Origin of the sequence: Corynebacterium kroppenstedtii, assembly GCF_016894245.1 — a bacterium.
Taxonomy (GTDB): Bacteria; Actinomycetota; Actinomycetes; order Mycobacteriales; family Mycobacteriaceae; genus Corynebacterium.
The window spans coordinates 277,508-296,624 of the sequence record NZ_CP069792.1 but is presented as its reverse complement, the minus strand read 5'-3'; the positions used below and the strand labels follow the sequence as shown (position 1 = coordinate 296,624).

Genomic DNA, 19,117 nt, shown 5'->3' with positions numbered 1-19,117 from the left:
GCAAAAGTGGGTTGAAGTGAGGTAGTGGGGTGTCTGTGGGTTGTGTCACTATGAGGTGTTTGCCGTTCAGAGGTGTCTTGTAGTGGTCCGCCGTCGGCTGGTGATGCTGTTGATAATGAAGAATGCCCCCCGCAGGGACGAGGGGCATGTGGGAAAACCGGCTATCAGTTTTCGGGACAATATAGTACATAAGTAGGGTGCCCGTATCAATCCGGCTTTATGTAAACATGTCACGTATATTCGGTTGGCGTGCCAGGTTTTGACCTGGTTTGCATCCCAGAGCGGCGAGGATCATGTCGAGGTTGTAGTGGTTCGTTGATCGGTCTTGACCTGGGTGTTGTAAAAGTTGTTTACATTTGTCTGGATCTAGTTCACGGGTGTGGCCGGCCGGTGGGTATTGCGCCATACGGCGACTAGGTGGTTGGTGACGCCGAGTTCTTGGGCGATGGCCCCTGGGTGGGGGCCGTAGATGAGCTCTGCGTTTTTGTATTCGGTGGGGTTGATCAAAACGTTAGCTGCCCATGCGTCTGCTTCCCCCTCTTGTCGGGTGTGTAGCCATCCGGTGGCGGTGCTGTCGTGGTTGTTGAGGGCGTGGCCGAGTTCGTGGGCGAGTGTGCAGCGGGCGTTGATCCATCCGAGGTCACGGCGGATTGAGATTGTTCGGGTAGTGCTCCACCATCGGCCTTTCTCGCCTCCGGTGTGAGTGGTGATGGTGATGCCGTGGGTTGCGGCGAGCATTTCGAGGTTAGGGGCCGTCTGAATAGTCATCATCTCCTGGTTCTGGCTCGATGGGGGAGCTATCGGCGACGTAGGGGCGGTCCTCATCATCGTGTGGGGTGTCACTATAGGCGGGGGGTGTGACATGACGACGCTGCGCGAGCTCATCGACGGGTGTGTCGAGGGGGCCATTACGTTTCACGCCAATTTTCATGCGGCGTAACACTTCGTCTGCGAGTTCATCTTCGGTGACAGCACGTAGTGCCCGGGCGGGGTCTACTTGTGTGGCCCATTTTTCGTCGAGGTAGCCAGTGTCGACGAGCGCTCCGATTGGGTGATGCCCGTAGGCGATGGCTATGGCGATCACATTCTCAGCACTAATACGGCTTCGTTCTACTTGCCTCGCGAAGGTCCGGTGGACGATTCCAGCTTTGGTAGCGATCGCATTGATCGCGTCGCCATCTGAGATTTGTTCTACCCAATCTGAATGGTTCATGAGTTCATCGTAACACCACTATTGCCATTATGGCAAGGGTCTGGACTGGGAAAATAAAATTTTCTAGAAAAAACTTGACATAATGTCCGATAGTCTGTCAGAATGGCAATCAGCAAGCCGGAACGGCAAGTTGTCGGCAGAACTCACTAAGGAGGTGACATTATGCGACTTGATCCCGAAGTCATCACAGACGCGATGGAACGCACAGGTTCCCGATCGGTAGACGAGTTCGGCTGGAAGTTTCTTAACAAGACGGGAACGACTGTCCGTAACTACATGACGGGCAAGAGCGTTCCGAGGGTTCCTACTTTGATGATCCTTAAGAGGATCACTCATCGTTCGCTCGACCAAATGATTATTGAAGACAACTCAATCGCTGCGTAGGAGAGGAAGAGATGAGTTCCCGAATTGAATACAAGAACTTTGTTATCAGCTCCGACGGTGAGCAGGTAGAGATTGCCACCGCCGGAGGTGAGAGGGTCACGGTTGACCATGGCGATGTCGTTGCCGTGACCAATGCTATGCAGACGCTAAAGCAGTTGGTTGGCTAGCGCCCTTCTAGCACGTTGCGGATAGTTTCGAGCAACTCAGTCTGAGTTCGTAGTTCGTCTTCGATGTGTCCGAGACGGTCTTCGATAGAGCTGAGCATCATATTTTGACTCGTGTTATCCGCAATTGATTGAAGCAGATCGACAACTTTCTGATCCACAGTGATCACCTCCTCCCTGGGGATGTGTCCCACAGGGAAGAGGCTACTCAAATCAATAGAAAATGCCCCGGCGGTAACCGGGGCGAGGAGTTCCAAAGGAGGAACAAAAATGAAGCAGTTAGTAACTATACCAGTTCCAGGCGCTCAAGAGGAACTGAAAGCCGTTCAGACTGAGGATGGTACACAGTGGGCGGCAGCTCGGCACATTTGCGATGTGCTTGGTATCGACTGGGGTAGTCAGAGTGTCAAGCTAAAGAACAAGTCATGGGCAACCGTTGCGATGATCACCACGGTTGCTGAGGACGGCAAGCAGCGCACTATGTTCATGGTTGATCGTCGGACACTGACCATGTGGCTCGCCACGATCGACACTAACCGCGTCGCCCCGGAAGTCCGACCCACACTCGAAGCCTTCCAGAACGAAGCAGCAGACGCCCTCGACCGCTACTTCAACGAAGGCGGTGCGATCAACCCACGCGCGACCGAGCACCAACAAAAGGCGTTGATGTTTGAGCTGCGCTCACAGATGGAACTCGCCCAAGCGGCGAAAGGCCTTATCCACGACGATTTTCTGGAAGCCAAGGCCCGCATCATCCTAGCCCGCGGGATGGGGGAGACCCCACAGTTGGACCCGGCCCGGAAACCGCTGTATGTGCAGGATTTCCTCAAGAGCAAGGGCTTGTCGAAGAAACAGTTGTCGGCTAAAGCCCCCATGTTTGGAAAGCGTTTGAAGGCTGCGTGGACGGATGTTCATGGCGTGGTTCCGCAGAAGGTTCCGGTCGAGTTGCCGAACGGTCGGGTGATTGAGGCTTATGGCTACACGGAGGCGGACCGGTCTTTGATGCAGCAGGTTTGGGACGAATACTTCGCCGTCACCGCCTAAAAGGAAAAGAGGATAAGGATCATGGAAAAACAAAACATTGAATACGACTACACGGATAGGGGTGAAGAGTGATGAAACCAGCTTTGGAGTTTCGGTCGCCAGAGGTCCGTGTAGCGACCGGTGACGGTGTTGTTGTGCTCTCCCTTGGAGATAAGTCCATAAGGCTAAGCGGTGAGGATGTTGAAGCCCTAGTAAGGGTTCTTCGTGCTGCCGACTTCTTAGCCGACCACGGGTACGTATCCGGAATGAACGTAGATAGCCCGAACACTATGTGAAAGGAGTGAGTGATGCGGAAGGTTGCGAAGCTCAGCATTGAAGCGGATTCGTTGGGGATCACTCTCAATATTGATGGTGCCTCGGAGGGGATTCTCATTGAGTACGAGATTCTGCCGAAAGTTGCTAAAGCAGCGCTGGCCGAGATCCTGGACTGGCAACAAGCAGCCCAGGACTCGTAGGCATTAACTACTTCGACTTCTTAGACCGAGTTTCAGTAACCGTGGTCTTTGGATGCCGAAAGGCTCATATTGACAAGTTGTTCGGTGTTGAGGAGTCGAATTTGTAGTTCGTGCGGTGTGTGGTTCGTGTTGTGGGGAAGCCGCGCGAACAAGGAAAAGGAAAGGAGGTTGATTGAGTTGAGGGGATTAAGGCTGAAAATTCCTTTAGACGCTGAGCTTGGTTGTTGTCTTTGGTGTGGAAACCCTCTTGAGTACAACGGGCGTGGTCGGAAACCGAAGTATTGCTCTAGATCGTGTAGGCAGCGCGCATATGAGTGTCGAGTAAGCGGCAATATTGGATTATTTGAGCACTTGAAGCAATTTCACACTTGCTATTTATGTGGGAAGCCTCTCGATTGGTCAGACCCTCTAGGGGTTTGCGTTGACCATGTTATCCCAACGATTCGTGGCGGCATGACTATTCCAGAGAATCTTCGTCCTGTTCATGTGGAATGTAATGCGATTAAGGGTGAGAAGCTCTTAGATCCTTCTGAGTTTGGTCTCAGGTGATTGCCTCATTCGATGTTGTGTGGCTAGACGTGTGTCGTTTTGTTTCGACACATTCGTCACAGCGCACCCTATAAACATACAAGCGTTGTTTCGTCACATTGTTTCGTCACATTAGCCCTACGAGTAAGACTCCCCCTGGATTCGTGATCTGGGTAGGGCACAAGGGTTTAACAGCCCGGTGTTATTTGATTAATCGCATAGTGAATAGCCCTGTGGGATACGGGGAGTGAGCGCTGGTGCTTAGACGCGCGAGGACCTCCCTACACCTGCCATTGGCGACGGCTGTGGTGGAGGTAACGACACGGGGTGTTAACAAAACTTTTTGGGTGGCGCTGGTGCCCGTGCAACAAGGCATCGCGGGGTGGTCAATGCACTATGGCTACCTGTGGGGTTCGATTCCCCGCCCGCCCACAAGGGAAACAACGGTTGTTTCCCGTATGTGAAAAAAGGGGAGGGGCCTTAGGTTGTTGCGTCTGGATTGGCGTCTACTCGCAACAGCCTTGGCCCCTCATTGTCACCAAAGAAGGAGTGGTGAAAATGCCTAAGAAAAGAAGGCAAGTTTTTAGTGTACGCCGTGTGTATCGAGTTGGTGAAGTGGCGGACATGTTGGGGTTGAGTGCGAATTCGGTGTATGCGCTGGTTCGTAGTGGCCAGTTGCGGACTTTGCCGAAGCGGTCGCCGTTTTCTGATTGGCGTATTCCGGCTTGGGCTGTTGATGAGTTTGTGGGGGAGGGGTTGAGGTGACGCGCGATGAAGAAATTTTGAAGTCGATGGTGGATCACCCGGCCGGTCGCCACGTTCGCATTGATGATGAGTTGGATATGACGTTTATTGATTTGGCGAATCAGGCCTATGAGGAGAGTAGGGGCCGTTTTCGCTGGTCGTGGGGGCTTGTTTGGCACGCTGTCGTTGGTGTTGCCGCTATCGCAATGTTGTTTATTGATCTGATTTGGTTGGGGACGGTGAGTTAATTATGTCGGAAAAGCAATGCAGGCTTTTGGAGTTTGATTCTGAGCAGGAGTGGTTGGAGGCCCGGAAGCGGTATTTCACCGCTACGATGATGGCGGATCTGGCGACTGGTGGTTCCGGTTCCCGTGAGCGTGTGTATCGGGATCGGCATGGGTTGAGCAAGCCGTTTGTGGGTAATTCGTATACACAGTGGGGGCATGAGCGGGAGACGGTGTTGGTGAATTACGCGCGGGAGCATGTGGACTCCAGACTGGAGCACAACACTGGGTTGTATGTGTCCACGCAAATAGAGGGTGCTGCGTGTACCCCGGACGCTGTGGGTTGCCGTGAGGATGGCACTGTTGCGGTGTTGGCTGAGGCGAAGACCACCAAGAACATGTGGTGGAAGCGTGAGGATGTTCCGGACCGCTACTTGTGGCAGATCCAGTGGCAGTTGTTGGTGACGGGGGCTGAGGCGTGTGTGCTGGTGTTTGAGTATCACGAGGATTTTGTGCCTCAGGGCGTGGATTATTTCCTCATTCGCCCGGATAAGGACACGCAGGAAAGGCTCCTGGCTTTGTTGGCTCGTCAGAAGGATTTTGAGGCCGATCATGTGGAGGCCCGGTTGCCCGATTTCTTTGCGGATCGCGTTTGTGAGTTGTCGAAGTTGAAGGCTCAGGCCCGCGAGCTGGAGGATGAGCTTAAAGCGGAGATTAAAGAGTTTACCGGTGGCGAGGATTTCAGCTATTCGGATGATCGGGTGCAGGTAACGCTGTCTACGCCGAAGCGGTCGTCCCGGTTTGATACCGCCGGGTTCAAGAGGGCGGAGCCGGAGTTGTATGAGCGGTTTGTGAAGCCGGGGAAGGCCCCTTCTCAGCGGGTCACATTGAAGTGGAAGGGGGCCGCGTAATGGCCAAGATTGATCTTGAAAATTATGAGTCTGTTGAGGAGCGCATACTGCGTTTTAGGAGGGATTATCCGAATTTCCGTTGTTTGACTGAGCTGACCTATGAGGGTGATCCGGGGCACACACGCTGGATTATTAAAGCCCGTGTGTGGCGTGATGCTGAGAATACGGGGATGCCGGATGCGACCGGCTATGCCTTTGAGATTGACGGGGCGGGCATGGCGCAGCGAACGGCAGCGTTGGAGACGTGCGAGACGTCGGCCATTGGTCGGGCGTTGGCGAATCTTGGGTATGGGGGCAATAGGCGTGTCACCCGTGAGGAGATGCGGAAGGTGAAGCGGGATGAGGACCGCCGGTTGATTGTTGACCGGTTGAGGTCGGTGCCTGATGTGGGGGCTTTGCGCGCGTTGTGGGAGGACGCGAAGGCTGCTCAGGTGACTGATCAGTCGTTGTGGCAGGCGTTTAAGAAGCGCACGGATGAGCTGGAAGGTGGCGGGCCGGATGAGTGAGTATGCGCCGTTGAATCCGGTTCAGATTGAGTCTGAGATACGTAAAGCGACAACGAAGATTGCTCAATGTATCGAGCCAGCGAGTGAGGCGTATAGCCAATGGCAGCTAGCGGAGCTGGAGTTTAAGAAGGTGTTCGCTGAGTATTTTGTCTCTGAGTCGGGGTCTGTCGAGGACCGTAAACAAAAGGCGGTGTTGAACTCGTATGACGCTGCGACGGCGGTTCGTGTTGCGGAGGCGAAGTATAAGCGGATTGTGGATTATCAGCGCTCGTATAGGGATAAGTTGTCGGCGTTGCAGTCGGTGCAGAAGTCGGTGAATGCGGCGTATCAGGCGGCGGGGCACGATGGGTAGGCGGAAGAAAATGCCTGTTGAGGTGGCCCGTGTTGTTGGTGATCGTGCTGCTGGCCGGTGTGAGGCAATGGTGTTTCCGGTGTGCACCGGGGGCGCTGAGCAGCTTCACCATAGGCAATACCGGTCGCGTGGCGGCGAACACACGGTAACGAACCTCGTGTTTATCTGTAAGGCTTGTCATGACTGGGTGCATGCCCACCCGCGAGAGTCGGCCGAGATTGGTTTGAGTGTTCATACCTGGCAGGAGCCTGGGGAGGTTCCGGTGGCGTATCGGGGTCGCCCGGCTGTGTTGGATGATGCGGGCGGGGTGACGTATTCGATCATGGAGGAGTAATACCACCCCTGTTGTGTGAACTTTCTTTTCGGGTGGGGTAGTTGCGTGCGTTTTGTTGCCGTGACTACCTCACCCTTTTTTATCGAACAATTGTGCTGATTTTGGAGATTGCTATGAAGTCTTGGATTGAGTTTGTGGCGGGGTTGAGTGGTGAGGATTTCCGCGCCCATTGGCTCGCCCGGATGCAGTTAGCGAAACCCGTAGGAGGTGAAAAATGATGACTAACAGTCGTAATCGGGTTGATGTGTATGACCACTCACGGAAGTTCGCGATGGTTCCGCACGATGTGATCGAGTCGGTTCAGGATGGGAACGCTATCGCCCTGTACGCGATTTTGAAGAAGTACGCGGACGGTGACGGCAAATCTCACCCGTCGATGAGAAGGCTCGCTGAGGCGTTAGGCTACACGTCGTATCGGCCGTTGCGTCAAGCGTTCGACAAATTGAGGGCTGTGGGGCTAGTTCGAACGTTCCCTCGGTACCGGGATGCTGACGGGATTGTTTCGTATGAGAAGTCGGATCGTTTCAATATTCAGACCTCAAATGGGTACGTGATCTACGACACGATAGATACCCACCGGGGGTATAAAAAAGATAGGGGGGCGGTGCCATATGGCACCCCACCCCAGTGCGAAATGGAACCCCCCCGGGGTGCCTATAGGACACACGAACTAGAACCAGTTGAACTAGAACCAGTTGAACTAGATAACACTCATGCTCAAAACGTTGGTTCACGAACCAAAGGTTCGCAAACCCACAACTTGAGCGAGCGTGAGTCTCGGTCTGATCGGTTCGATGAATTCTGGGACGCCTACCCACGGAAGGTCGGGAAGAAGAAAGCTCGTGCCAAATTCGCGGCGGCCGTTAAGGCTGCCGGGGATGCTCAACGCGTCATTGACGGGGCACAGCGGTTAGCGGTTGATCCGAACCTCCCGGATAAGCGGTTCATCCCTCACCCGACCACCTGGCTGGAGCGTGGCGGTTGGGACGATGAGCCGCTTCCAGCCCGGTCATTGCCTAGGCAGGTGCCGCAACGAAAAACCGAAGCTGAGCAGTGGGACGACGTACGCCGTGAGCTGCAACAACAGCGAGAAATGCGCAACCAGGCAACCATCGTTGACGGCGAAGTCCTGGACCAGCAGGAGATCGAGCCATGAACCAAGATCAGGCTGAAGACCTGGCCCTCGACATCCTTGAAAAGGGCCGCTACCTGGCGAAAGACCGGTTTCCCGTCCCTGACGCTCAGACGGTGCAGGCCTGGGCGGAGGTCGTGGCCCGCTACCACCTGCCAGACTGGCTGTGGCTCGAGGCAGTGACGATCTTTTGCACGGAGAAGATCACTCAGCGGATGGTGACCCCGCTGGACATTCTCGAGGCAGCTAGAGCGGCTAAAACACGCTGGGAGCAGTCACCTGAGGGGAGGGCTGCGATAGCGAAAGCTCGGGGAGGGCAACCCACTACACAGGCTGAGATCGAAGCCTACTACAGCAAAACCCCTGGTCAACGCGAGGAAACGCCGCGTGAGTATCAGCAGAGAGTCCACCCGCGAGTAGCTCGGATGATCGCTGAGATGGTCGAGCGTCGGACGAATTCCCCGCCCTATCGGGCTGAGCCGGGCCATTGGTGGAGCCCTAAGAAGCTCTAAAACGCGCTCATTGGCCCCTCAGGGCCACGAACATGCCCCCGCTGGTGTAGCTGCCTACCCGCGGGGGTTCAAACGTCTTAAAACCCTACTTTCATGAAAGGAATGCTCAACATGGCACAAAACACTATCCACACCACGATTGTCGGCCGCCTCGTAGCCGACCCAGAGCTTCGTTACACCAGCGACGGTAAACCTGTCGCGAGCTTCACTATTGCCAGCTCACAGCGGGTTTACAACAAGCAGACCGGCCAGTGGGAAGACGGTGAAGCAACCTTCCTGGGGTGCACGGCCTGGTCGAAACTGGCTGAGGGGGTGGCCACGTTGCGCAAGGGGCAGCGGGTTGTCGCCACTGGTGTGCTCAGGCAGCGCAGGTGGGAGTCACAGGATGGTCAGAAGCGGTCGAAGATGGAGCTGTCGGCCGATGATGTTGGAACAAGTGTTCTATTCGCGGGCGACAAGAACGGGGGTAACATTAAGCAGCCCCGAAACCAAAACAACAACCCGTCAAACGGAAATAGATGGAATAACACCACCCCCGCTAGTGACGGCTGGAACGCGGGCGGATTCAACACCGACGACGAACCTCCCTTCTGATAGACATTCCCAACAAGGAGACACCGCAATGAGCACCATCAAAATCCCCTACACACGCCCACCCATCCACGACCCCAGACCCACACCACAAAACAAAAAATTCGCCACCCTCATGGGCCGCATGTTTGAAGCCCACATCCGCCAATGGTGCAGCACCCACCACACCCACACACCAGGAACAATCACACTGCACTACCAACCCAAAAAACAGCAGCCAGATGACACACTCCGACTCCTCCTCACCAACACACTACTTAGGCAAGTAACAGACACGATCTACCCCACAGCAGCCGTCACAAACCCTGAACTGCACAAACCAGGCCACACACCACACCCCGTCTGGCTCGACATCACACCCCCACGCAAAGCGAGCAAACAATGACAACAAACCGCATTCCCCACATCCACACCCCATCAAGATTCACTCCGCCCCCCATCACCAAACGCAAACTATGCCAAGATCACCCAGAGTGGACCACCGACAGCGACAAAGAGGACATGGCCCCCGACTTCATCGCCATCTGCCAACAGTGCCCAGCACTCAACCAGTGCGAAGACTACCTACAAGCCCATGAACAAGTAGGAGCCCCCATCTTTGGGGTGGTAGCCGGGCGAACCTACTACAAAGGAGCATTATGACCAACCAACGCACACTACCATCACTACCAGCCATTGACCCGCCGATTATTACACGACGCACACTCTGCGCAGGCCGGCCCGAGTGGTCAGCCACCAAACTCACCGACAGTGCACGCACCAAACTCAAACAAGCTTGCCACCAGTGCCCGGCACTAGCCCAGTGCGAGGCCTACCTGCAAACCTACGAGAAAGCCAAACTCCCCATTGCCGGGGTTGTCGCCGGACGCGAGTGGGGAGACACCGGAAACGTCACCTGCCGGAAAGGCCACACCCTCACCCTCGCCACCACAGCCATGCGAGGCGGCTACCTCTACTGCAGAACCTGCGAACGGCACAACCAATGACGCTATCCGGCGAACAATGCAAGGAGCGCGCCCATGCCACGTAACCGACAGTCTGCGAAGAACGCTCATATACAGCCGAAAAGGCGATCACAATCGCGAACTGTGATTCACAAACCACAAAGTAAGATCGGAACTACTGATTCTATGGCAGACAACATCTACAACTAGCTCTACAACTTCACTCTGCTCAGCGACCACAGTAACCCCACGGCGATTCAAGTGGACTGCCGCAACTACCCAAGTTGTTCGTTTATTCCCATCAGAAAACGGATGCCGCGTAGCAAGCTCGAAGAGAACAACCGCAGCCTCCTCGTAAATCGAGCGACACCGTCTGTGCCCAAAAAACTCCTAAAAAGGGGCACATAGCGCAGCATCCAAACCCCCCCATAATCAAAGAGGCAGACCCGCCCCCTAGCCTGTTGCTTGTTAATGGCAATAACCGTGTCCACAGGCAAACACTGAGGAGAAGACCCCGTCATAGGTGTTCAAGGCGGGCTAACGCTTCAGCCCACTGTTGAGAAACCTGACGAATTGACTCATCTACCTCAGCATCATCGACCGGTTCATAGGCTAATGATGGAGCCGCCGGGCCACGCCCAGTAGTGGCTTCTTGGATATAGGCGGCGATGTTTTCTGCCCTCATAACCCCTCCTTCCTCACTCTTAAGCATCAACTCTACCCGCGCGGTGGGACATTTCGATATTCCAAAACACTAACTTTGAAAGGTCAACGCATGTCAAGGAATAGAAGATCAGCAAAAAAGGCTGGGACGGCGTTTGAAACCGCCGTCGCCACCTACCTAGCCGAAGAGCTCGACAGCGACTTCATCGAGCGACGCAGACTCAGCGGCGCCAACGACCGAGGAGACATCACCGGAGTACGCGACAGCCGCGGCCAAAGACTATGCATCGAATGCAAAAACTACGGAGGCCAACTCGAGCCAGGCACATGGGTCAAAGAAGCTCACATCGAAATGGGCAACGATTCAGCAGTTGCCGGAGTGGTTGTTGCCAAGCGCAAGGGCACCACCAACCCCGGCGCCCAATACGTCCTCATGACCGTGAATGATCTGGTCGCTTTGATTCGCGGCGACCGACCAGACAACGACCTATAACCACGCTGAACCCCACGAGATGCTGGCCTCCACACTCTCACCCACCCACTCAGCATTCGGGCGATCACCGCATGCTGCCCCGGACACAACGAAAACCAGGTCGTCGAAGCCCTCCGCGACCTCGAACTAGCCGGACAAGCACACGAAACCCCACGAGGATGGACATGCGCAGAGAAACGCTAGGGAGTGTCCCTACAGATCGTTATACTTAATCCAGACAGTAAATATGAGCGTTCTAACTCGTTAGGTGGTGAAGACGGATGGAGAGGTCGCGGCTCGACCACCTTGCACACGTCCTCGAACTCACCAGAACAAAACTCAACTTGACCCAGCCAGAACGAGTCGCCGAACTCATCACCACAGGGGACGCCACACAGGTAATAGCCGACCACGGGGATTATCTCCCATTCCCCAGCGAAACGAATAGCTTTGAACAATGCCGAGCAGATATAGCTGACTGGGACAGACGCGGCTTCAACATAGCCAGCATCCTCGAACCGGACTACCCCCACCTACTGCGAGAAGTCCACGAATCCCCAGCCCTGATCTACTGGACGGGAGACAACAAACCAAACGACATCGGCATTAGCATCGTCGGTTCAAGACACCCTACCGACGCTCAGGCACGCGCAGCCTACGACGTCGCACGCCAGCTATCCGAACACGGCATCACAGTCGTATCCGGCCTAGCACAAGGAATCGACGCCGCCGCCCACAGTGGTGCACTCGAAGTTGGTGGCCGCACAGTGGCTGTTATGGGCACCGGACTCGCACACACCTACCCTAAAGCCCACCAAGAACTGCGGAAAACTATCGAAACTCATGGGGGCCAAATTATCACCCAATTCGAACCCGACACCCCCGGAGCCCCATTCCGATTCCCCATGCGCAACGCCGTCATGTCAGGATTTAGCGTGGCAACACTAGTGATGGCAGCCACCGAAAAATCCGGAACCAGACACCAGGCCAAGGCCGCAGTAGGCCACGGTCACCCCGTCATCTTCCCCGCCGGTATCGCCAAGACCATATCCTGGGCAAAGGAAATGGTGGACAGGGGAGAAGCTGAAGTCGCCACAAGCGCACACGAGGCTGTACACATTGCCCTGGCCTGCATCCAGCGTCGTCGCGACAGCCTCAGCCTATTCGCATGACCGCGTTCTACCAGCAAGTTACCCGGTTTCTTGACGGGGAAGCCTATATCTACCCAGCCACAGCGACTAAAGACGCATGCGTCTACTGTCGCGGTAGCAAAACAAACGCCTCTTTTCCCACCTGTTTCACCTGCGACCAGCGGAACATGAAAGCCAGTCGCCCCGACCGGCTCGGCTTCGGCATCTACGCAGTGAACATGAAGCAATCAGGCCGCGTGATGAGAGACTACAAAAAGTCCGCGACAGCAACCATGCCGGGATCGTTCGATATGGCCAAGCAGATTGTCACGTGTCTTGCTTACCTAGGCATAATCCGCGCTCTCGAACGTGACCAATTCGATGCCGTCACTTATGTTCCCTCACTGAGTAGTCGGACAGGCCCCCACCCACTACAAATAGTGCTGAAGAGAGCATTGGAAAAAATCCAAGACGCACCACCACTGACTGATGCCCTACAGCCCTCCGACCTAAACGGCATGGAAGAACAATGGAAAAGGAGTATCCGACCAGAAAACTTTAATTGCTGCCATCAGCTGACTGGCCAACGAATACTTCTCATTGATGACACGTGGGCATCGGGCGGACATATGCTCTCCGCAGTCGGTGCTCTACGGCAGGGAGGAGTGCAGCATGTGACGGCAACTGCGTTGGCCCGCTGGCTCAAGGACGGCTTTGGAACAACCCCCACGATTCTTGAAACGATGCGCCGACAGAAGCCATCATTCTCGAACTACCAGTTCTTTTAAGAAAGCTCTGGAGCCTATCGCGGCTCCAGGCGACAACGCTCCGGTAACCGGCTCGTCGTACCGTCATCATATCACTGGTTGCGGCAAGACCAAAAGTCTTTTTAAAACAATTAATCTAGCCCGCCCACCGCAAGGGGCCTCTTATATATCCATAGCAACCGACACGAATGGAAAAACACAGAAGGTTAGACATGAACTCTTACCTGATTGACTACCACCGGCCAACCGGAAAAGTCACCTGCACCCACTACCCAAGCTCTACCGAAGCCACCGGGAAACCGGGGCAGTAGGAATCCCCGCCCTTTAAGGCAGGGAGGATGCCAAAAGAGAGCAAGACGTCTTAGTTATCACCACAGCGGTAGTAGGAGAAGATCGATAATGAAGGTAACCATCGACGCCTTAGCCGGCGCTGCCTATATTGAACTCAATGACGCCCCTGTAGCCCGAACGAAGGAACTGAGCGAGACTGTCCTGGTTGACTTAGATGAGTACAACGTCGCAGTAGGGATTGAATTGCTCAGCCCCGCAACAGCACCCCGAGCGCGTGAAATTACACAATCATGCCACGTCAGTACAGAGTGTGCTCATCGTCTCGATCAAGTGCTTGATACAGTACGGGAGTTACGAATAACAGGAGGTCAGCCCACGAAACCCCACGCGGGTGGAAAACCACGACTATCTCTAAGAAAATAAAATCCACAATAAAACAAGTGAAGTCACAACCGAGAGATATAAAACCTTGAGCTTCCTAAAAGACAAGCCATCCTGGTCAAACAATGAAATACACAAGATGAGGAAAGCGCTCCGAGAAGGAAGGAACTACGACAAAAAGCTATTCGCCCAATTCATGCTCCAACAAACAAGATTGATTAAAGCGATAGAGCCCATCATTAAAGATGAACTATCGTCATCCATTCTCGTTGAAGCGAGGGGTAATGAAGAAGTCGAACCCAACTCCAACCGCTACCGATACTCGAGCAGGTTGAAAACTTCTCGGACGCTAATCGAAAAACTAAGGAGGATGGATACCACTCCCATTAACCGGATTCAGGACATAGCTGGGCTACGCATAGACTTCGACGGGACCCTTGAAATGCAAGACGCAGTAGCTCGACAGCTCGAAAGGGCTATGAAAGCATCCGGAGCGAAAAAGACCAGGATCCTCGATATGCGCTCCGAGCCTCACAATGGCTACCGAGCAGTCCACATCCACGTAGATTTTCCCGCAGGAAAAGCAGAAATCCAGATTCGCACACCACTCCAGGCTATATGGGCAAACGCCTACGAAACCGCAGCCGACATCTTCGGCAGACAAATCCGGTACCGAGGGGGATGCGAGTGTCTTGGCAAAAGAGAGCAGGAAATCGTTTATGCCCTACATGACGTGTCAGACAAGATTCGCCATATCGAGTTGTCTCAACAAGAGGTTCGTAGTCGCCACCGAAAAGATAACAAACCGGGTGCTATAGCCCCACCAGTGACAGAAAACAACTTAAAGATAGAGAAAGTGTATGCCATCATCGGTGATATACTTGAGGCTCTCAAAGATATTCGAAACAATCTCGAAACGTCGCTACCCTCACTAGATGAGCAGAAAGGTTAGCTAATGCCAGGTTTTCTCATCGAATACCACCGCAAACGTGGCAACGTAAAGGTTGAAAGATTCGCTTCCCTGATCGAGGCGGTAGAAGAACGACTGCGACGAGATCAACAAAACTTCGACGAAGACCTCGAAATTGTGACAGTGGCCAGCCAGAGCCGCGAGCAGCTGGAAAAATCGCACTCCCGTTACTTTGTTTCTGCCTAGTCGGCGAAACGACTAGCCCCACCACCGACTATTCAGGCTCCTTGAGTGTTCACGCTCGGGGGCTTTTCTCATGCCCCAAAGAAGGGAAAACACCACTATACCTACCCCCAAGACCCGTACACACCACTAACGCCTTAGTCGCCCGGGGGTGGTGTGGTGGTGGGGGTAGGGGGTGGCCCCCTGGGGTTGTGTTAGAGCTGGTTGGCGATGATTTTGCCGATGGCGTTGGTTCCGGTGATGGTGGGGTGGTAGATCATGTTTTGTGTTGTGGTTGGTGCCCACCATCCGGCGGTCCATCGTTCGTTGTCGTCGGGGTTGCAGGTGTCGTGGCCTTTGGCTGCGTTGTGGATGTCTATTGTCCGGATTCCGGCTTTTTGGCTTGATGTTTTTATGTTGTTGTTGAGTGTTTCTTCGGCTTTGTTGCTGAGTGGGACGTGTAGGGGGATGGGTTTGTTGGCTTCGGGGGTGGCGGGGCAGATGTAGTCGCCGGGTGCGGAGAGTGGTTGGTAGGTGGTGGTGAGGAGTTCGGCGTTTGGTGCGATGGTGGGCAGCCAGGTTTTAATGGCGGTGAGGTATGCGGTGTATAGGTCGGGGTTGGGGGTGGGGAGGTTGAGTGTTCCGATTGCTGTTTTGAGTTGCTCGGTTTTTTGAAGTCCGCCGAAGGAGATGATGAGTTTTTTGGTGTTAGGGCCTAGGTCTTTGTTGTCGGTTGCTTGTTTGAGGTAGGTGGTTACTTGTTTTGCTTGTGCTCCGTTGCATGAGTAGTCGGCGAGGGACCATTGTTTTTGTTGTGCGGCTATTCGTGGCCAGTTTTCTTGGTCTTGGTTGCAGCCGTTGGGGCCGATGGCTGGTTCGCGTGGTGGGGTGGTGTAGCTGTGGACGGTTGGGTTTGGTGTGGGGCCGTTGGCGGTGTATGAGTCGCCGATGGTGACGAGGTCTTTGCCGGCTGTTGGGGCGGGTGGTGGTGTGGGGAGTTGGTTTTGGATTTGTTCGGGTGAGGGTTGTTGTTGGTTGGTTTGTGGTTGGGGGTCGGTAGGTTCAGCTTGGGCGGTGAAGGCCGTGCTTACTGCTAGTGTGCAGAGGGTGATGGTGGATGCAAGGAGGGACTTTTTCATGGTGCTTATTTCCTTCTGGTGGTTTTAGAGTTGGTTGGCGATGGTTTGTGCCATGCGTTGTTGTCCGGTGTGTGTGGGGTGGGCGATGAGGCTGCCTTCGGGGATTCCGAAGTAGCTTGAGTTGCGTTCGTTAGTTGGGCTGCACCATCCGTCGGGTTGGTTAGGTGGGGTGACGTAGGTGGCGTTGGTGTCTTGGGCGGCGGATTTGACGACGTTGTTGATGTTCGTGACGTATTGTTCGAGGAATGCGCGGTCGTTTTCGGAAAGGAAGCCATCATCTATGCATTGGTAGTCTTTCATTGCGGCGGTGTAGTAGCCGGTGAATACGATTTTTGCGTGTGGTGAGCGTTGTTGAGCGTTGTTGGCGATGTCGACGAGGCGTTGGTGGAGGGTTCGGCCTTCTGGGTCGGGGTTGTTGATTTGTGCGGTGGCTGTCGGTTCTGCTGTGTCTTTGCAGTCGGGTAGTCCGGGTATGTGGATGTGGGGGGCGCATTGTGCGAATACGTCGGCTAGTCCGGCATCGTTGCCGCCGAGGCTGATGGTGATGAGTTTGGTGTCGTTGGTGAGGTGTTCTTTTTGTGGGGTGGGTGCGGTGCCTGGTAGGGCGTGGTTTTGTGGTTGGTCGTATTGGTAGGTGAGTGCCCAGGCGCAGGAGGCGTCGTCGAGGTTGAGGTTGAGTTTTTGGGCGAGTTGGTGGGGGTAGTTGTCTTGGTCTTGGACGCAGGCGGGGTGGGTGCCGGGGACTTGTTGGGCGAGGGTGCCGGTGGAGGCGTAGGAGTCTCCGAGGGCGACGTATTTGTCGCCGGCGTTGATGGTGTCGGCGTGTGCTGGGTGTGTGGGGAGGGGAAGTAGTGACGCTGGTGTGAGGGCGAGGATGGAGGTGGCGGTGATCATTTTTATTGTTTTCATTGTGCCTACTTTATCCTTAAGTACTTAATCGACCTACCAAGCGTTAGTGATTCTGAGCAAAAAGTAAACCTCTGGGGGTGGACTCTCGGGGTGGGTCGGAATTAGGTGATGCCGGGATGAGGTTCAGGTGGGAGGTGGAGGCGTTGTGTTTTCTGCGTCTTTCCTATGCGTGTTTCCCGGGTTGTTTTGCGGGTGTGGCAGGTGCGGCAGAGAACTCGCAGGTTAGTCGGGTGGTGGGTGCCGCCTTGGCTGGTGGGAATGATGTGGTCAACTTCCCGTCCTGGCGCTCCGCAGAGTTGGCAGGTGTAGTGGTCTCGCTGCCGTATGCGTGTGCGGAGATGCCGGGGAGTTTCAGGTTTGTTCGGGTTGTGTGTGTTCATAGGTCGTGTTTGATGGCGGCGGGGGCTGGCCTGTCGGGAACTTCGTCGGGGTGAGCGTGACGCCATTCGGCTATGTGACCGAGGGCAGCATCGTATTTGTTGCTAAGAGTGTTGACTCGTTCACGGAGGGTGTCGACTTGGGTTTGTAGGTTGTTGATCCTTCCGGTGAGTTCATTTTTGGTGCGTTCGGTTTCCTTTTGGATTGCGTCGACGAACGCTTTCCATTCGGGGTAGCGCGTTTGTTCTTTGGCGACTTTTTCTTTGCCATGGGCGTTGGTGATGGCGGCGAACCATGAGGCAAGCCCTGCGATGGCGCTGGAGACTCCTGTGATGAGGAGGGTGGTGAGTGGCCCGTGCATAGTGCCCCCTGTGCGGTTAGTTGGTGTTTTTTCGGATGTGTGGCCGGGGTTAGTGTTCGGGGGCTGGTGTGGGATGGCCGGGTGTTCCGCCTTGGGGTGTGATAGTGGGGCATGGTGGCTGGTAGGCGTCGTTGGTGGGCGTGGTGGGGGTGTAGGTGACAGGCGGTGATGGGGGTGTTTGTGGGGCGTGGAGTGTGTTGTTGTCGCCGGGTTGGGTTTCTGCGTCTTTCGGGCGTCCTGTCGGCCGGTAGTCGGAGTACTCTCCAGTGGAGACGGCTGCGAGTGCGCCGCTGACAGCTGCGGCGATGCCGGCGGCGGTTTGGAACCAGTCGTCGACTTGTCCTGGTGTGGCAATACCGAGGGCGGTGACGGCTAGCCCGATGATCCCTGCAGTGGTGTAGACGACTTGCCGGAGGTACCAGGGGGAGTGGGTGATGCCTCGGTCGAGGTGAAACTCGCCAGGATGAATGTTGTTGATGTGTGGGATGTCGTGCTTAGCCATGGTGTGATCCTCTACGTGGTGTGCGGTCAGGATTGTGATGGCTGCGCTAGGGGGTGGGGTTGGTTAGTTGCCGGTGAACAGGTGCCGGAGTTCGTCGTGGCTTCCGCGGTAGGCGTTGACGTCGACAACACCGGGGTAGCCGGCGGCATAGCAGTTGGAGCCGTATTGGAGGATGTCGGGGGCGTGGTTGCCGAGTGGGTAGTTCCATCGGCGGTCGGTGTCGCCGGGGTAGAGTTGGGCGGCAGTGCCGTAGCCGTTGGATCCGTAGTTGGATACCCAGAGTGCCCCGAGCCCATCCATGGATGGTTCACCGCCGGGCATGTTTTCCCAGTACCAGGCACCCGAGTAGATGCCGGGCACGTGGTAGCCGCGTGATTCGAGTTCACGTTTCGCGGCCCACACATCGTCGCCAGTGAGGAGGAGTTGGTGATTTCTGCTGACGGACTCAACGTCGATCCATACGCCGAGGTCGCGCCGGCCTCCCATTTGTTGGTCGATGACGTCGACTTGTTGGGCGATGGTGCTTCCCTCTGAGGGGGCGCGAAGATACCAGTATGCTGACGTGATCAGTCCTGCGCTTTCCGCGTCTTGAAGATGGGAGCCGAAGACTTTATCTCGGTAGGTGCCGTCGCATAGTCGGATGATGACGAAGTCGTATCCTTCGGCTTGTGCGCGGTGTAGGTACATTCCGTTTTGATGTTCAGAGACATCGAGTCCGTACAGTGGCATAGTTACCTCTTTTCTACTTGTTGATCGAACTTAGGTTCGGTAGCCACGTGTGTAGTGTGGGGATCAGCGCTTCCATCGCTGATCGTCCTGTGGTGTAGTCGTCTTGGCCGAAAAACAATGCGTGCGCCTCATTAACCGCATTTAGCATGGGTCTTCCTACAACCCATGCCCCCGCGGGCGTATCTTCGCTTAGGCACACCCCCATGTGCTCCACCCCCTTGTTTT

The 19,117-nt window shown here is 55.1% G+C and carries 33 protein-coding genes; 22 read left to right on the top strand and 11 right to left on the bottom strand.

What is annotated here, in order from left to right:
* Positions 1–366: 366 nt before the first annotated feature.
* On the bottom strand, positions 367–771 hold the full coding sequence (locus I6J23_RS01505; protein WP_239454939.1) for an ImmA/IrrE family metallo-endopeptidase: 405 nt from the start codon (positions 769–771) through the stop codon (positions 367–369).
* Positions 746–1,213 carry a hypothetical protein gene (locus I6J23_RS01500; RefSeq protein ID WP_204582254.1) on the bottom strand — a complete coding sequence of 156 codons (468 nt, stop codon included), beginning with the start codon at positions 1,211–1,213 and terminating at the stop codon, positions 746–748. The genes I6J23_RS01505 and I6J23_RS01500 overlap by 26 nt, the downstream gene beginning before the upstream one ends.
* Before the next feature lie 162 nt (positions 1,214–1,375).
* Here I6J23_RS01500 and I6J23_RS01495 point away from each other — a divergent pair, with 162 nt between their 5' ends.
* Positions 1,376–1,597 (top strand): hypothetical protein, encoded by a 222-nt coding sequence (locus I6J23_RS01495; RefSeq protein WP_204582253.1) that lies wholly within the window; start codon positions 1,376–1,378, stop codon positions 1,595–1,597.
* An 11-nt stretch (positions 1,598–1,608) separates the two neighbouring features.
* The gene (locus tag I6J23_RS01490; RefSeq protein ID WP_160296110.1) at positions 1,609–1,764 is read left to right on the top strand and encodes a hypothetical protein; all 156 of its coding nucleotides are present in this window, start codon (positions 1,609–1,611) and stop codon (positions 1,762–1,764) included.
* Here I6J23_RS01490 and I6J23_RS01485 read toward each other — a convergent pair.
* Positions 1,761–1,922: a hypothetical protein gene (locus I6J23_RS01485; RefSeq protein WP_156441636.1), complete on the bottom strand. Its 162-nt coding sequence runs from the start codon at positions 1,920–1,922 to the stop codon at positions 1,761–1,763. The genes I6J23_RS01490 and I6J23_RS01485 overlap by 4 nt on opposite strands.
* Before the next feature lie 109 nt (positions 1,923–2,031).
* On the opposite strand from I6J23_RS01485, the gene I6J23_RS01480 reads away from it, so the two are divergent.
* The 14 genes from I6J23_RS01480 to I6J23_RS01415 all read left to right on the top strand — a co-directional run bounded on the left by I6J23_RS01480 (position 2,032) and on the right by I6J23_RS01415 (position 10,080).
* Positions 2,032–2,805 (top strand): phage antirepressor N-terminal domain-containing protein, encoded by a 774-nt coding sequence (locus I6J23_RS01480; protein ID WP_204582252.1) that lies wholly within the window; start codon positions 2,032–2,034, stop codon positions 2,803–2,805.
* Between the two features lie 68 nt (positions 2,806–2,873).
* Positions 2,874–3,080: a hypothetical protein gene (locus I6J23_RS01475; RefSeq protein WP_204582251.1), complete on the top strand. Its 207-nt coding sequence runs from the start codon at positions 2,874–2,876 to the stop codon at positions 3,078–3,080.
* Between the two features lie 12 nt (positions 3,081–3,092).
* A complete protein-coding gene (locus I6J23_RS01470) occupies positions 3,093–3,260 on the top strand; it encodes a hypothetical protein (protein ID WP_204582250.1) in 168 nt (55 codons plus the stop codon).
* A gap of 84 nt (positions 3,261–3,344) precedes the next feature.
* A complete protein-coding gene (locus I6J23_RS10875; RefSeq protein ID WP_430516395.1) occupies positions 3,345–3,809 on the top strand; it encodes an HNH endonuclease in 465 nt (154 codons plus the stop codon).
* A 537-nt stretch (positions 3,810–4,346) separates the two neighbouring features.
* Positions 4,347–4,553, top strand: coding sequence for a helix-turn-helix domain-containing protein (locus I6J23_RS01460; protein ID WP_046202059.1), 207 nt, complete (start codon positions 4,347–4,349; stop codon positions 4,551–4,553).
* Positions 4,550–4,780, top strand: coding sequence for a hypothetical protein (locus I6J23_RS01455; RefSeq protein ID WP_204582249.1), 231 nt, complete (start codon positions 4,550–4,552; stop codon positions 4,778–4,780). The genes I6J23_RS01460 and I6J23_RS01455 overlap by 4 nt, the downstream gene beginning before the upstream one ends.
* A gap of 2 nt (positions 4,781–4,782) precedes the next feature.
* On the top strand, positions 4,783–5,667 hold the full coding sequence (locus I6J23_RS01450) for a YqaJ viral recombinase family protein (protein ID WP_204582248.1): 885 nt from the start codon (positions 4,783–4,785) through the stop codon (positions 5,665–5,667).
* On the top strand, positions 5,667–6,173 hold the full coding sequence (locus I6J23_RS01445; protein WP_060941986.1) for a hypothetical protein: 507 nt from the start codon (positions 5,667–5,669) through the stop codon (positions 6,171–6,173). The genes I6J23_RS01450 and I6J23_RS01445 overlap by 1 nt, the downstream gene beginning before the upstream one ends.
* Entirely contained in the window at positions 6,166–6,525 is a 360-nt protein-coding gene (locus tag I6J23_RS01440; RefSeq protein ID WP_204582247.1) for a hypothetical protein, read from the top strand. Before I6J23_RS01445 ends, I6J23_RS01440 begins: the two co-directional genes overlap by 8 nt.
* Before the next feature lie 10 nt (positions 6,526–6,535).
* Positions 6,536–6,859 carry an HNH endonuclease gene (locus tag I6J23_RS01435; protein ID WP_231725415.1) on the top strand — a complete coding sequence of 108 codons (324 nt, stop codon included), beginning with the start codon at positions 6,536–6,538 and terminating at the stop codon, positions 6,857–6,859.
* Between the two features lie 214 nt (positions 6,860–7,073).
* Entirely contained in the window at positions 7,074–8,015 is a 942-nt protein-coding gene (locus I6J23_RS01430) for a helix-turn-helix domain-containing protein (protein ID WP_204582246.1), read from the top strand.
* A complete protein-coding gene (locus I6J23_RS01425; protein WP_204582052.1) occupies positions 8,012–8,503 on the top strand; it encodes a hypothetical protein in 492 nt (163 codons plus the stop codon). The genes I6J23_RS01430 and I6J23_RS01425 overlap by 4 nt, the downstream gene beginning before the upstream one ends.
* Positions 8,504–8,614: 111 nt before the next feature.
* Positions 8,615–9,097: a single-stranded DNA-binding protein gene (gene ssb / locus I6J23_RS01420; RefSeq protein ID WP_204582245.1), complete on the top strand. Its 483-nt coding sequence runs from the start codon at positions 8,615–8,617 to the stop codon at positions 9,095–9,097.
* 635 nt (positions 9,098–9,732) lie between these two features.
* Complete coding sequence (locus I6J23_RS01415; protein ID WP_012732236.1) at positions 9,733–10,080, top strand: hypothetical protein; 348 nt, start codon at positions 9,733–9,735, stop codon at positions 10,078–10,080.
* Between the two features lie 87 nt (positions 10,081–10,167).
* On the opposite strand, the gene I6J23_RS10870 is transcribed toward I6J23_RS01415, so the two are convergent.
* Together I6J23_RS10870 and I6J23_RS01405 are read right to left on the bottom strand one after the other, a co-directional pair.
* A complete protein-coding gene (locus I6J23_RS10870; RefSeq protein WP_204088637.1) occupies positions 10,168–10,398 on the bottom strand; it encodes a type II toxin-antitoxin system death-on-curing family toxin in 231 nt (76 codons plus the stop codon).
* Positions 10,399–10,555: 157 nt separating this feature from the next.
* Entirely contained in the window at positions 10,556–10,723 is a 168-nt protein-coding gene (locus I6J23_RS01405) for a hypothetical protein (RefSeq protein WP_204582244.1), read from the bottom strand.
* A 90-nt stretch (positions 10,724–10,813) separates the two neighbouring features.
* Between I6J23_RS01405 and I6J23_RS01400 the strand changes: the two genes are divergently transcribed.
* From I6J23_RS01400 to I6J23_RS01375, 6 genes are all read left to right on the top strand, one after another.
* Positions 10,814–11,194 carry a hypothetical protein gene (locus I6J23_RS01400; protein WP_204582243.1) on the top strand — a complete coding sequence of 127 codons (381 nt, stop codon included), beginning with the start codon at positions 10,814–10,816 and terminating at the stop codon, positions 11,192–11,194.
* A gap of 260 nt (positions 11,195–11,454) precedes the next feature.
* A complete protein-coding gene (locus I6J23_RS01395) occupies positions 11,455–12,345 on the top strand; it encodes a DNA-processing protein DprA (RefSeq protein ID WP_204088068.1) in 891 nt (296 codons plus the stop codon).
* Between the two features lie 146 nt (positions 12,346–12,491).
* Complete coding sequence (locus tag I6J23_RS01390; protein ID WP_204088069.1) at positions 12,492–13,091, top strand: phosphoribosyltransferase; 600 nt, start codon at positions 12,492–12,494, stop codon at positions 13,089–13,091.
* 378 nt (positions 13,092–13,469) lie between these two features.
* On the top strand, positions 13,470–13,784 hold the full coding sequence (locus tag I6J23_RS01385; protein WP_204582046.1) for a DUF2283 domain-containing protein: 315 nt from the start codon (positions 13,470–13,472) through the stop codon (positions 13,782–13,784).
* Positions 13,785–13,881: 97 nt separating this feature from the next.
* Positions 13,882–14,694 carry a hypothetical protein gene (locus tag I6J23_RS01380; protein WP_204582242.1) on the top strand — a complete coding sequence of 271 codons (813 nt, stop codon included), beginning with the start codon at positions 13,882–13,884 and terminating at the stop codon, positions 14,692–14,694.
* Between the two features lie 3 nt (positions 14,695–14,697).
* Complete coding sequence (locus I6J23_RS01375; RefSeq protein ID WP_204582241.1) at positions 14,698–14,898, top strand: hypothetical protein; 201 nt, start codon at positions 14,698–14,700, stop codon at positions 14,896–14,898.
* Positions 14,899–15,089: 191 nt separating this feature from the next.
* On the opposite strand, the gene I6J23_RS01370 is transcribed toward I6J23_RS01375, so the two are convergent.
* The 6 genes from I6J23_RS01370 to I6J23_RS01345 form a co-directional block, all read right to left on the bottom strand.
* Entirely contained in the window at positions 15,090–16,013 is a 924-nt protein-coding gene (locus I6J23_RS01370; protein WP_204582240.1) for a GDSL-type esterase/lipase family protein, read from the bottom strand.
* Between the two features lie 24 nt (positions 16,014–16,037).
* Positions 16,038–16,922, bottom strand: a complete 885-nt coding sequence (locus tag I6J23_RS01365; protein ID WP_204582040.1) for an SGNH/GDSL hydrolase family protein — start codon at positions 16,920–16,922, stop codon at positions 16,038–16,040.
* A 101-nt stretch (positions 16,923–17,023) separates the two neighbouring features.
* Positions 17,024–17,302 carry an HNH endonuclease gene (locus I6J23_RS10865; RefSeq protein WP_204582039.1) on the bottom strand — a complete coding sequence of 93 codons (279 nt, stop codon included), beginning with the start codon at positions 17,300–17,302 and terminating at the stop codon, positions 17,024–17,026.
* The gene (locus tag I6J23_RS01355) at positions 17,299–17,661 is read right to left on the bottom strand and encodes a hypothetical protein (RefSeq protein ID WP_046202073.1); all 363 of its coding nucleotides are present in this window, start codon (positions 17,659–17,661) and stop codon (positions 17,299–17,301) included. The genes I6J23_RS10865 and I6J23_RS01355 overlap by 4 nt, the downstream gene beginning before the upstream one ends.
* A gap of 49 nt (positions 17,662–17,710) precedes the next feature.
* Positions 17,711–18,163, bottom strand: a complete 453-nt coding sequence (locus tag I6J23_RS01350; protein ID WP_204582038.1) for a hypothetical protein — start codon at positions 18,161–18,163, stop codon at positions 17,711–17,713.
* A 63-nt stretch (positions 18,164–18,226) separates the two neighbouring features.
* The gene (locus I6J23_RS01345) at positions 18,227–18,892 is read right to left on the bottom strand and encodes a glycoside hydrolase family 25 protein (RefSeq protein ID WP_060941997.1); all 666 of its coding nucleotides are present in this window, start codon (positions 18,890–18,892) and stop codon (positions 18,227–18,229) included.
* Positions 18,893–19,117: the final 225 nt, after the last annotated feature.

Coding starts and splice junctions, on each gene's coding strand:
- I6J23_RS01505 (WP_239454939.1), bottom strand. CDS start 771: ATGATGACTATTCAGACGGCCCCTAACCTCGAAATGCTCGCCGCAACC.
- I6J23_RS01500 (WP_204582254.1), bottom strand. CDS start 1,213: ATGAACCATTCAGATTGGGTAGAACAAATCTCAGATGGCGACGCGATC.
- I6J23_RS01495 (WP_204582253.1), top strand. CDS start 1,376: ATGCGACTTGATCCCGAAGTCATCACAGACGCGATGGAACGCACAGGT.
- I6J23_RS01490 (WP_160296110.1), top strand. CDS start 1,609: ATGAGTTCCCGAATTGAATACAAGAACTTTGTTATCAGCTCCGACGGT.
- I6J23_RS01480 (WP_204582252.1), top strand. CDS start 2,032: ATGAAGCAGTTAGTAACTATACCAGTTCCAGGCGCTCAAGAGGAACTG.
- I6J23_RS01470 (WP_204582250.1), top strand. CDS start 3,093: ATGCGGAAGGTTGCGAAGCTCAGCATTGAAGCGGATTCGTTGGGGATC.
- I6J23_RS01460 (WP_046202059.1), top strand. CDS start 4,347: ATGCCTAAGAAAAGAAGGCAAGTTTTTAGTGTACGCCGTGTGTATCGA.
- I6J23_RS01450 (WP_204582248.1), top strand. CDS start 4,783: ATGTCGGAAAAGCAATGCAGGCTTTTGGAGTTTGATTCTGAGCAGGAG.
- I6J23_RS01445 (WP_060941986.1), top strand. CDS start 5,667: ATGGCCAAGATTGATCTTGAAAATTATGAGTCTGTTGAGGAGCGCATA.
- I6J23_RS01440 (WP_204582247.1), top strand. CDS start 6,166: ATGAGTGAGTATGCGCCGTTGAATCCGGTTCAGATTGAGTCTGAGATA.
- I6J23_RS01435 (WP_231725415.1), top strand. CDS start 6,536: ATGCCTGTTGAGGTGGCCCGTGTTGTTGGTGATCGTGCTGCTGGCCGG.
- I6J23_RS01430 (WP_204582246.1), top strand. CDS start 7,074: ATGATGACTAACAGTCGTAATCGGGTTGATGTGTATGACCACTCACGG.
- I6J23_RS01425 (WP_204582052.1), top strand. CDS start 8,012: ATGAACCAAGATCAGGCTGAAGACCTGGCCCTCGACATCCTTGAAAAG.
- ssb (WP_204582245.1), top strand. CDS start 8,615: ATGGCACAAAACACTATCCACACCACGATTGTCGGCCGCCTCGTAGCC.
- I6J23_RS01415 (WP_012732236.1), top strand. CDS start 9,733: ATGACCAACCAACGCACACTACCATCACTACCAGCCATTGACCCGCCG.
- I6J23_RS01405 (WP_204582244.1), bottom strand. CDS start 10,723: ATGAGGGCAGAAAACATCGCCGCCTATATCCAAGAAGCCACTACTGGG.
- I6J23_RS01400 (WP_204582243.1), top strand. CDS start 10,814: ATGTCAAGGAATAGAAGATCAGCAAAAAAGGCTGGGACGGCGTTTGAA.
- I6J23_RS01395 (WP_204088068.1), top strand. CDS start 11,455: ATGGAGAGGTCGCGGCTCGACCACCTTGCACACGTCCTCGAACTCACC.
- I6J23_RS01390 (WP_204088069.1), top strand. CDS start 12,492: ATGAAAGCCAGTCGCCCCGACCGGCTCGGCTTCGGCATCTACGCAGTG.
- I6J23_RS01385 (WP_204582046.1), top strand. CDS start 13,470: ATGAAGGTAACCATCGACGCCTTAGCCGGCGCTGCCTATATTGAACTC.
- I6J23_RS01380 (WP_204582242.1), top strand. CDS start 13,882: ATGAGGAAAGCGCTCCGAGAAGGAAGGAACTACGACAAAAAGCTATTC.
- I6J23_RS01375 (WP_204582241.1), top strand. CDS start 14,698: ATGCCAGGTTTTCTCATCGAATACCACCGCAAACGTGGCAACGTAAAG.
- I6J23_RS01370 (WP_204582240.1), bottom strand. CDS start 16,013: ATGAAAAAGTCCCTCCTTGCATCCACCATCACCCTCTGCACACTAGCA.
- I6J23_RS01365 (WP_204582040.1), bottom strand. CDS start 16,922: ATGAAAACAATAAAAATGATCACCGCCACCTCCATCCTCGCCCTCACA.
- I6J23_RS10865 (WP_204582039.1), bottom strand. CDS start 17,302: ATGAACACACACAACCCGAACAAACCTGAAACTCCCCGGCATCTCCGC.
- I6J23_RS01355 (WP_046202073.1), bottom strand. CDS start 17,661: ATGCACGGGCCACTCACCACCCTCCTCATCACAGGAGTCTCCAGCGCC.
- I6J23_RS01350 (WP_204582038.1), bottom strand. CDS start 18,163: ATGGCTAAGCACGACATCCCACACATCAACAACATTCATCCTGGCGAG.
- I6J23_RS01345 (WP_060941997.1), bottom strand. CDS start 18,892: ATGCCACTGTACGGACTCGATGTCTCTGAACATCAAAACGGAATGTAC.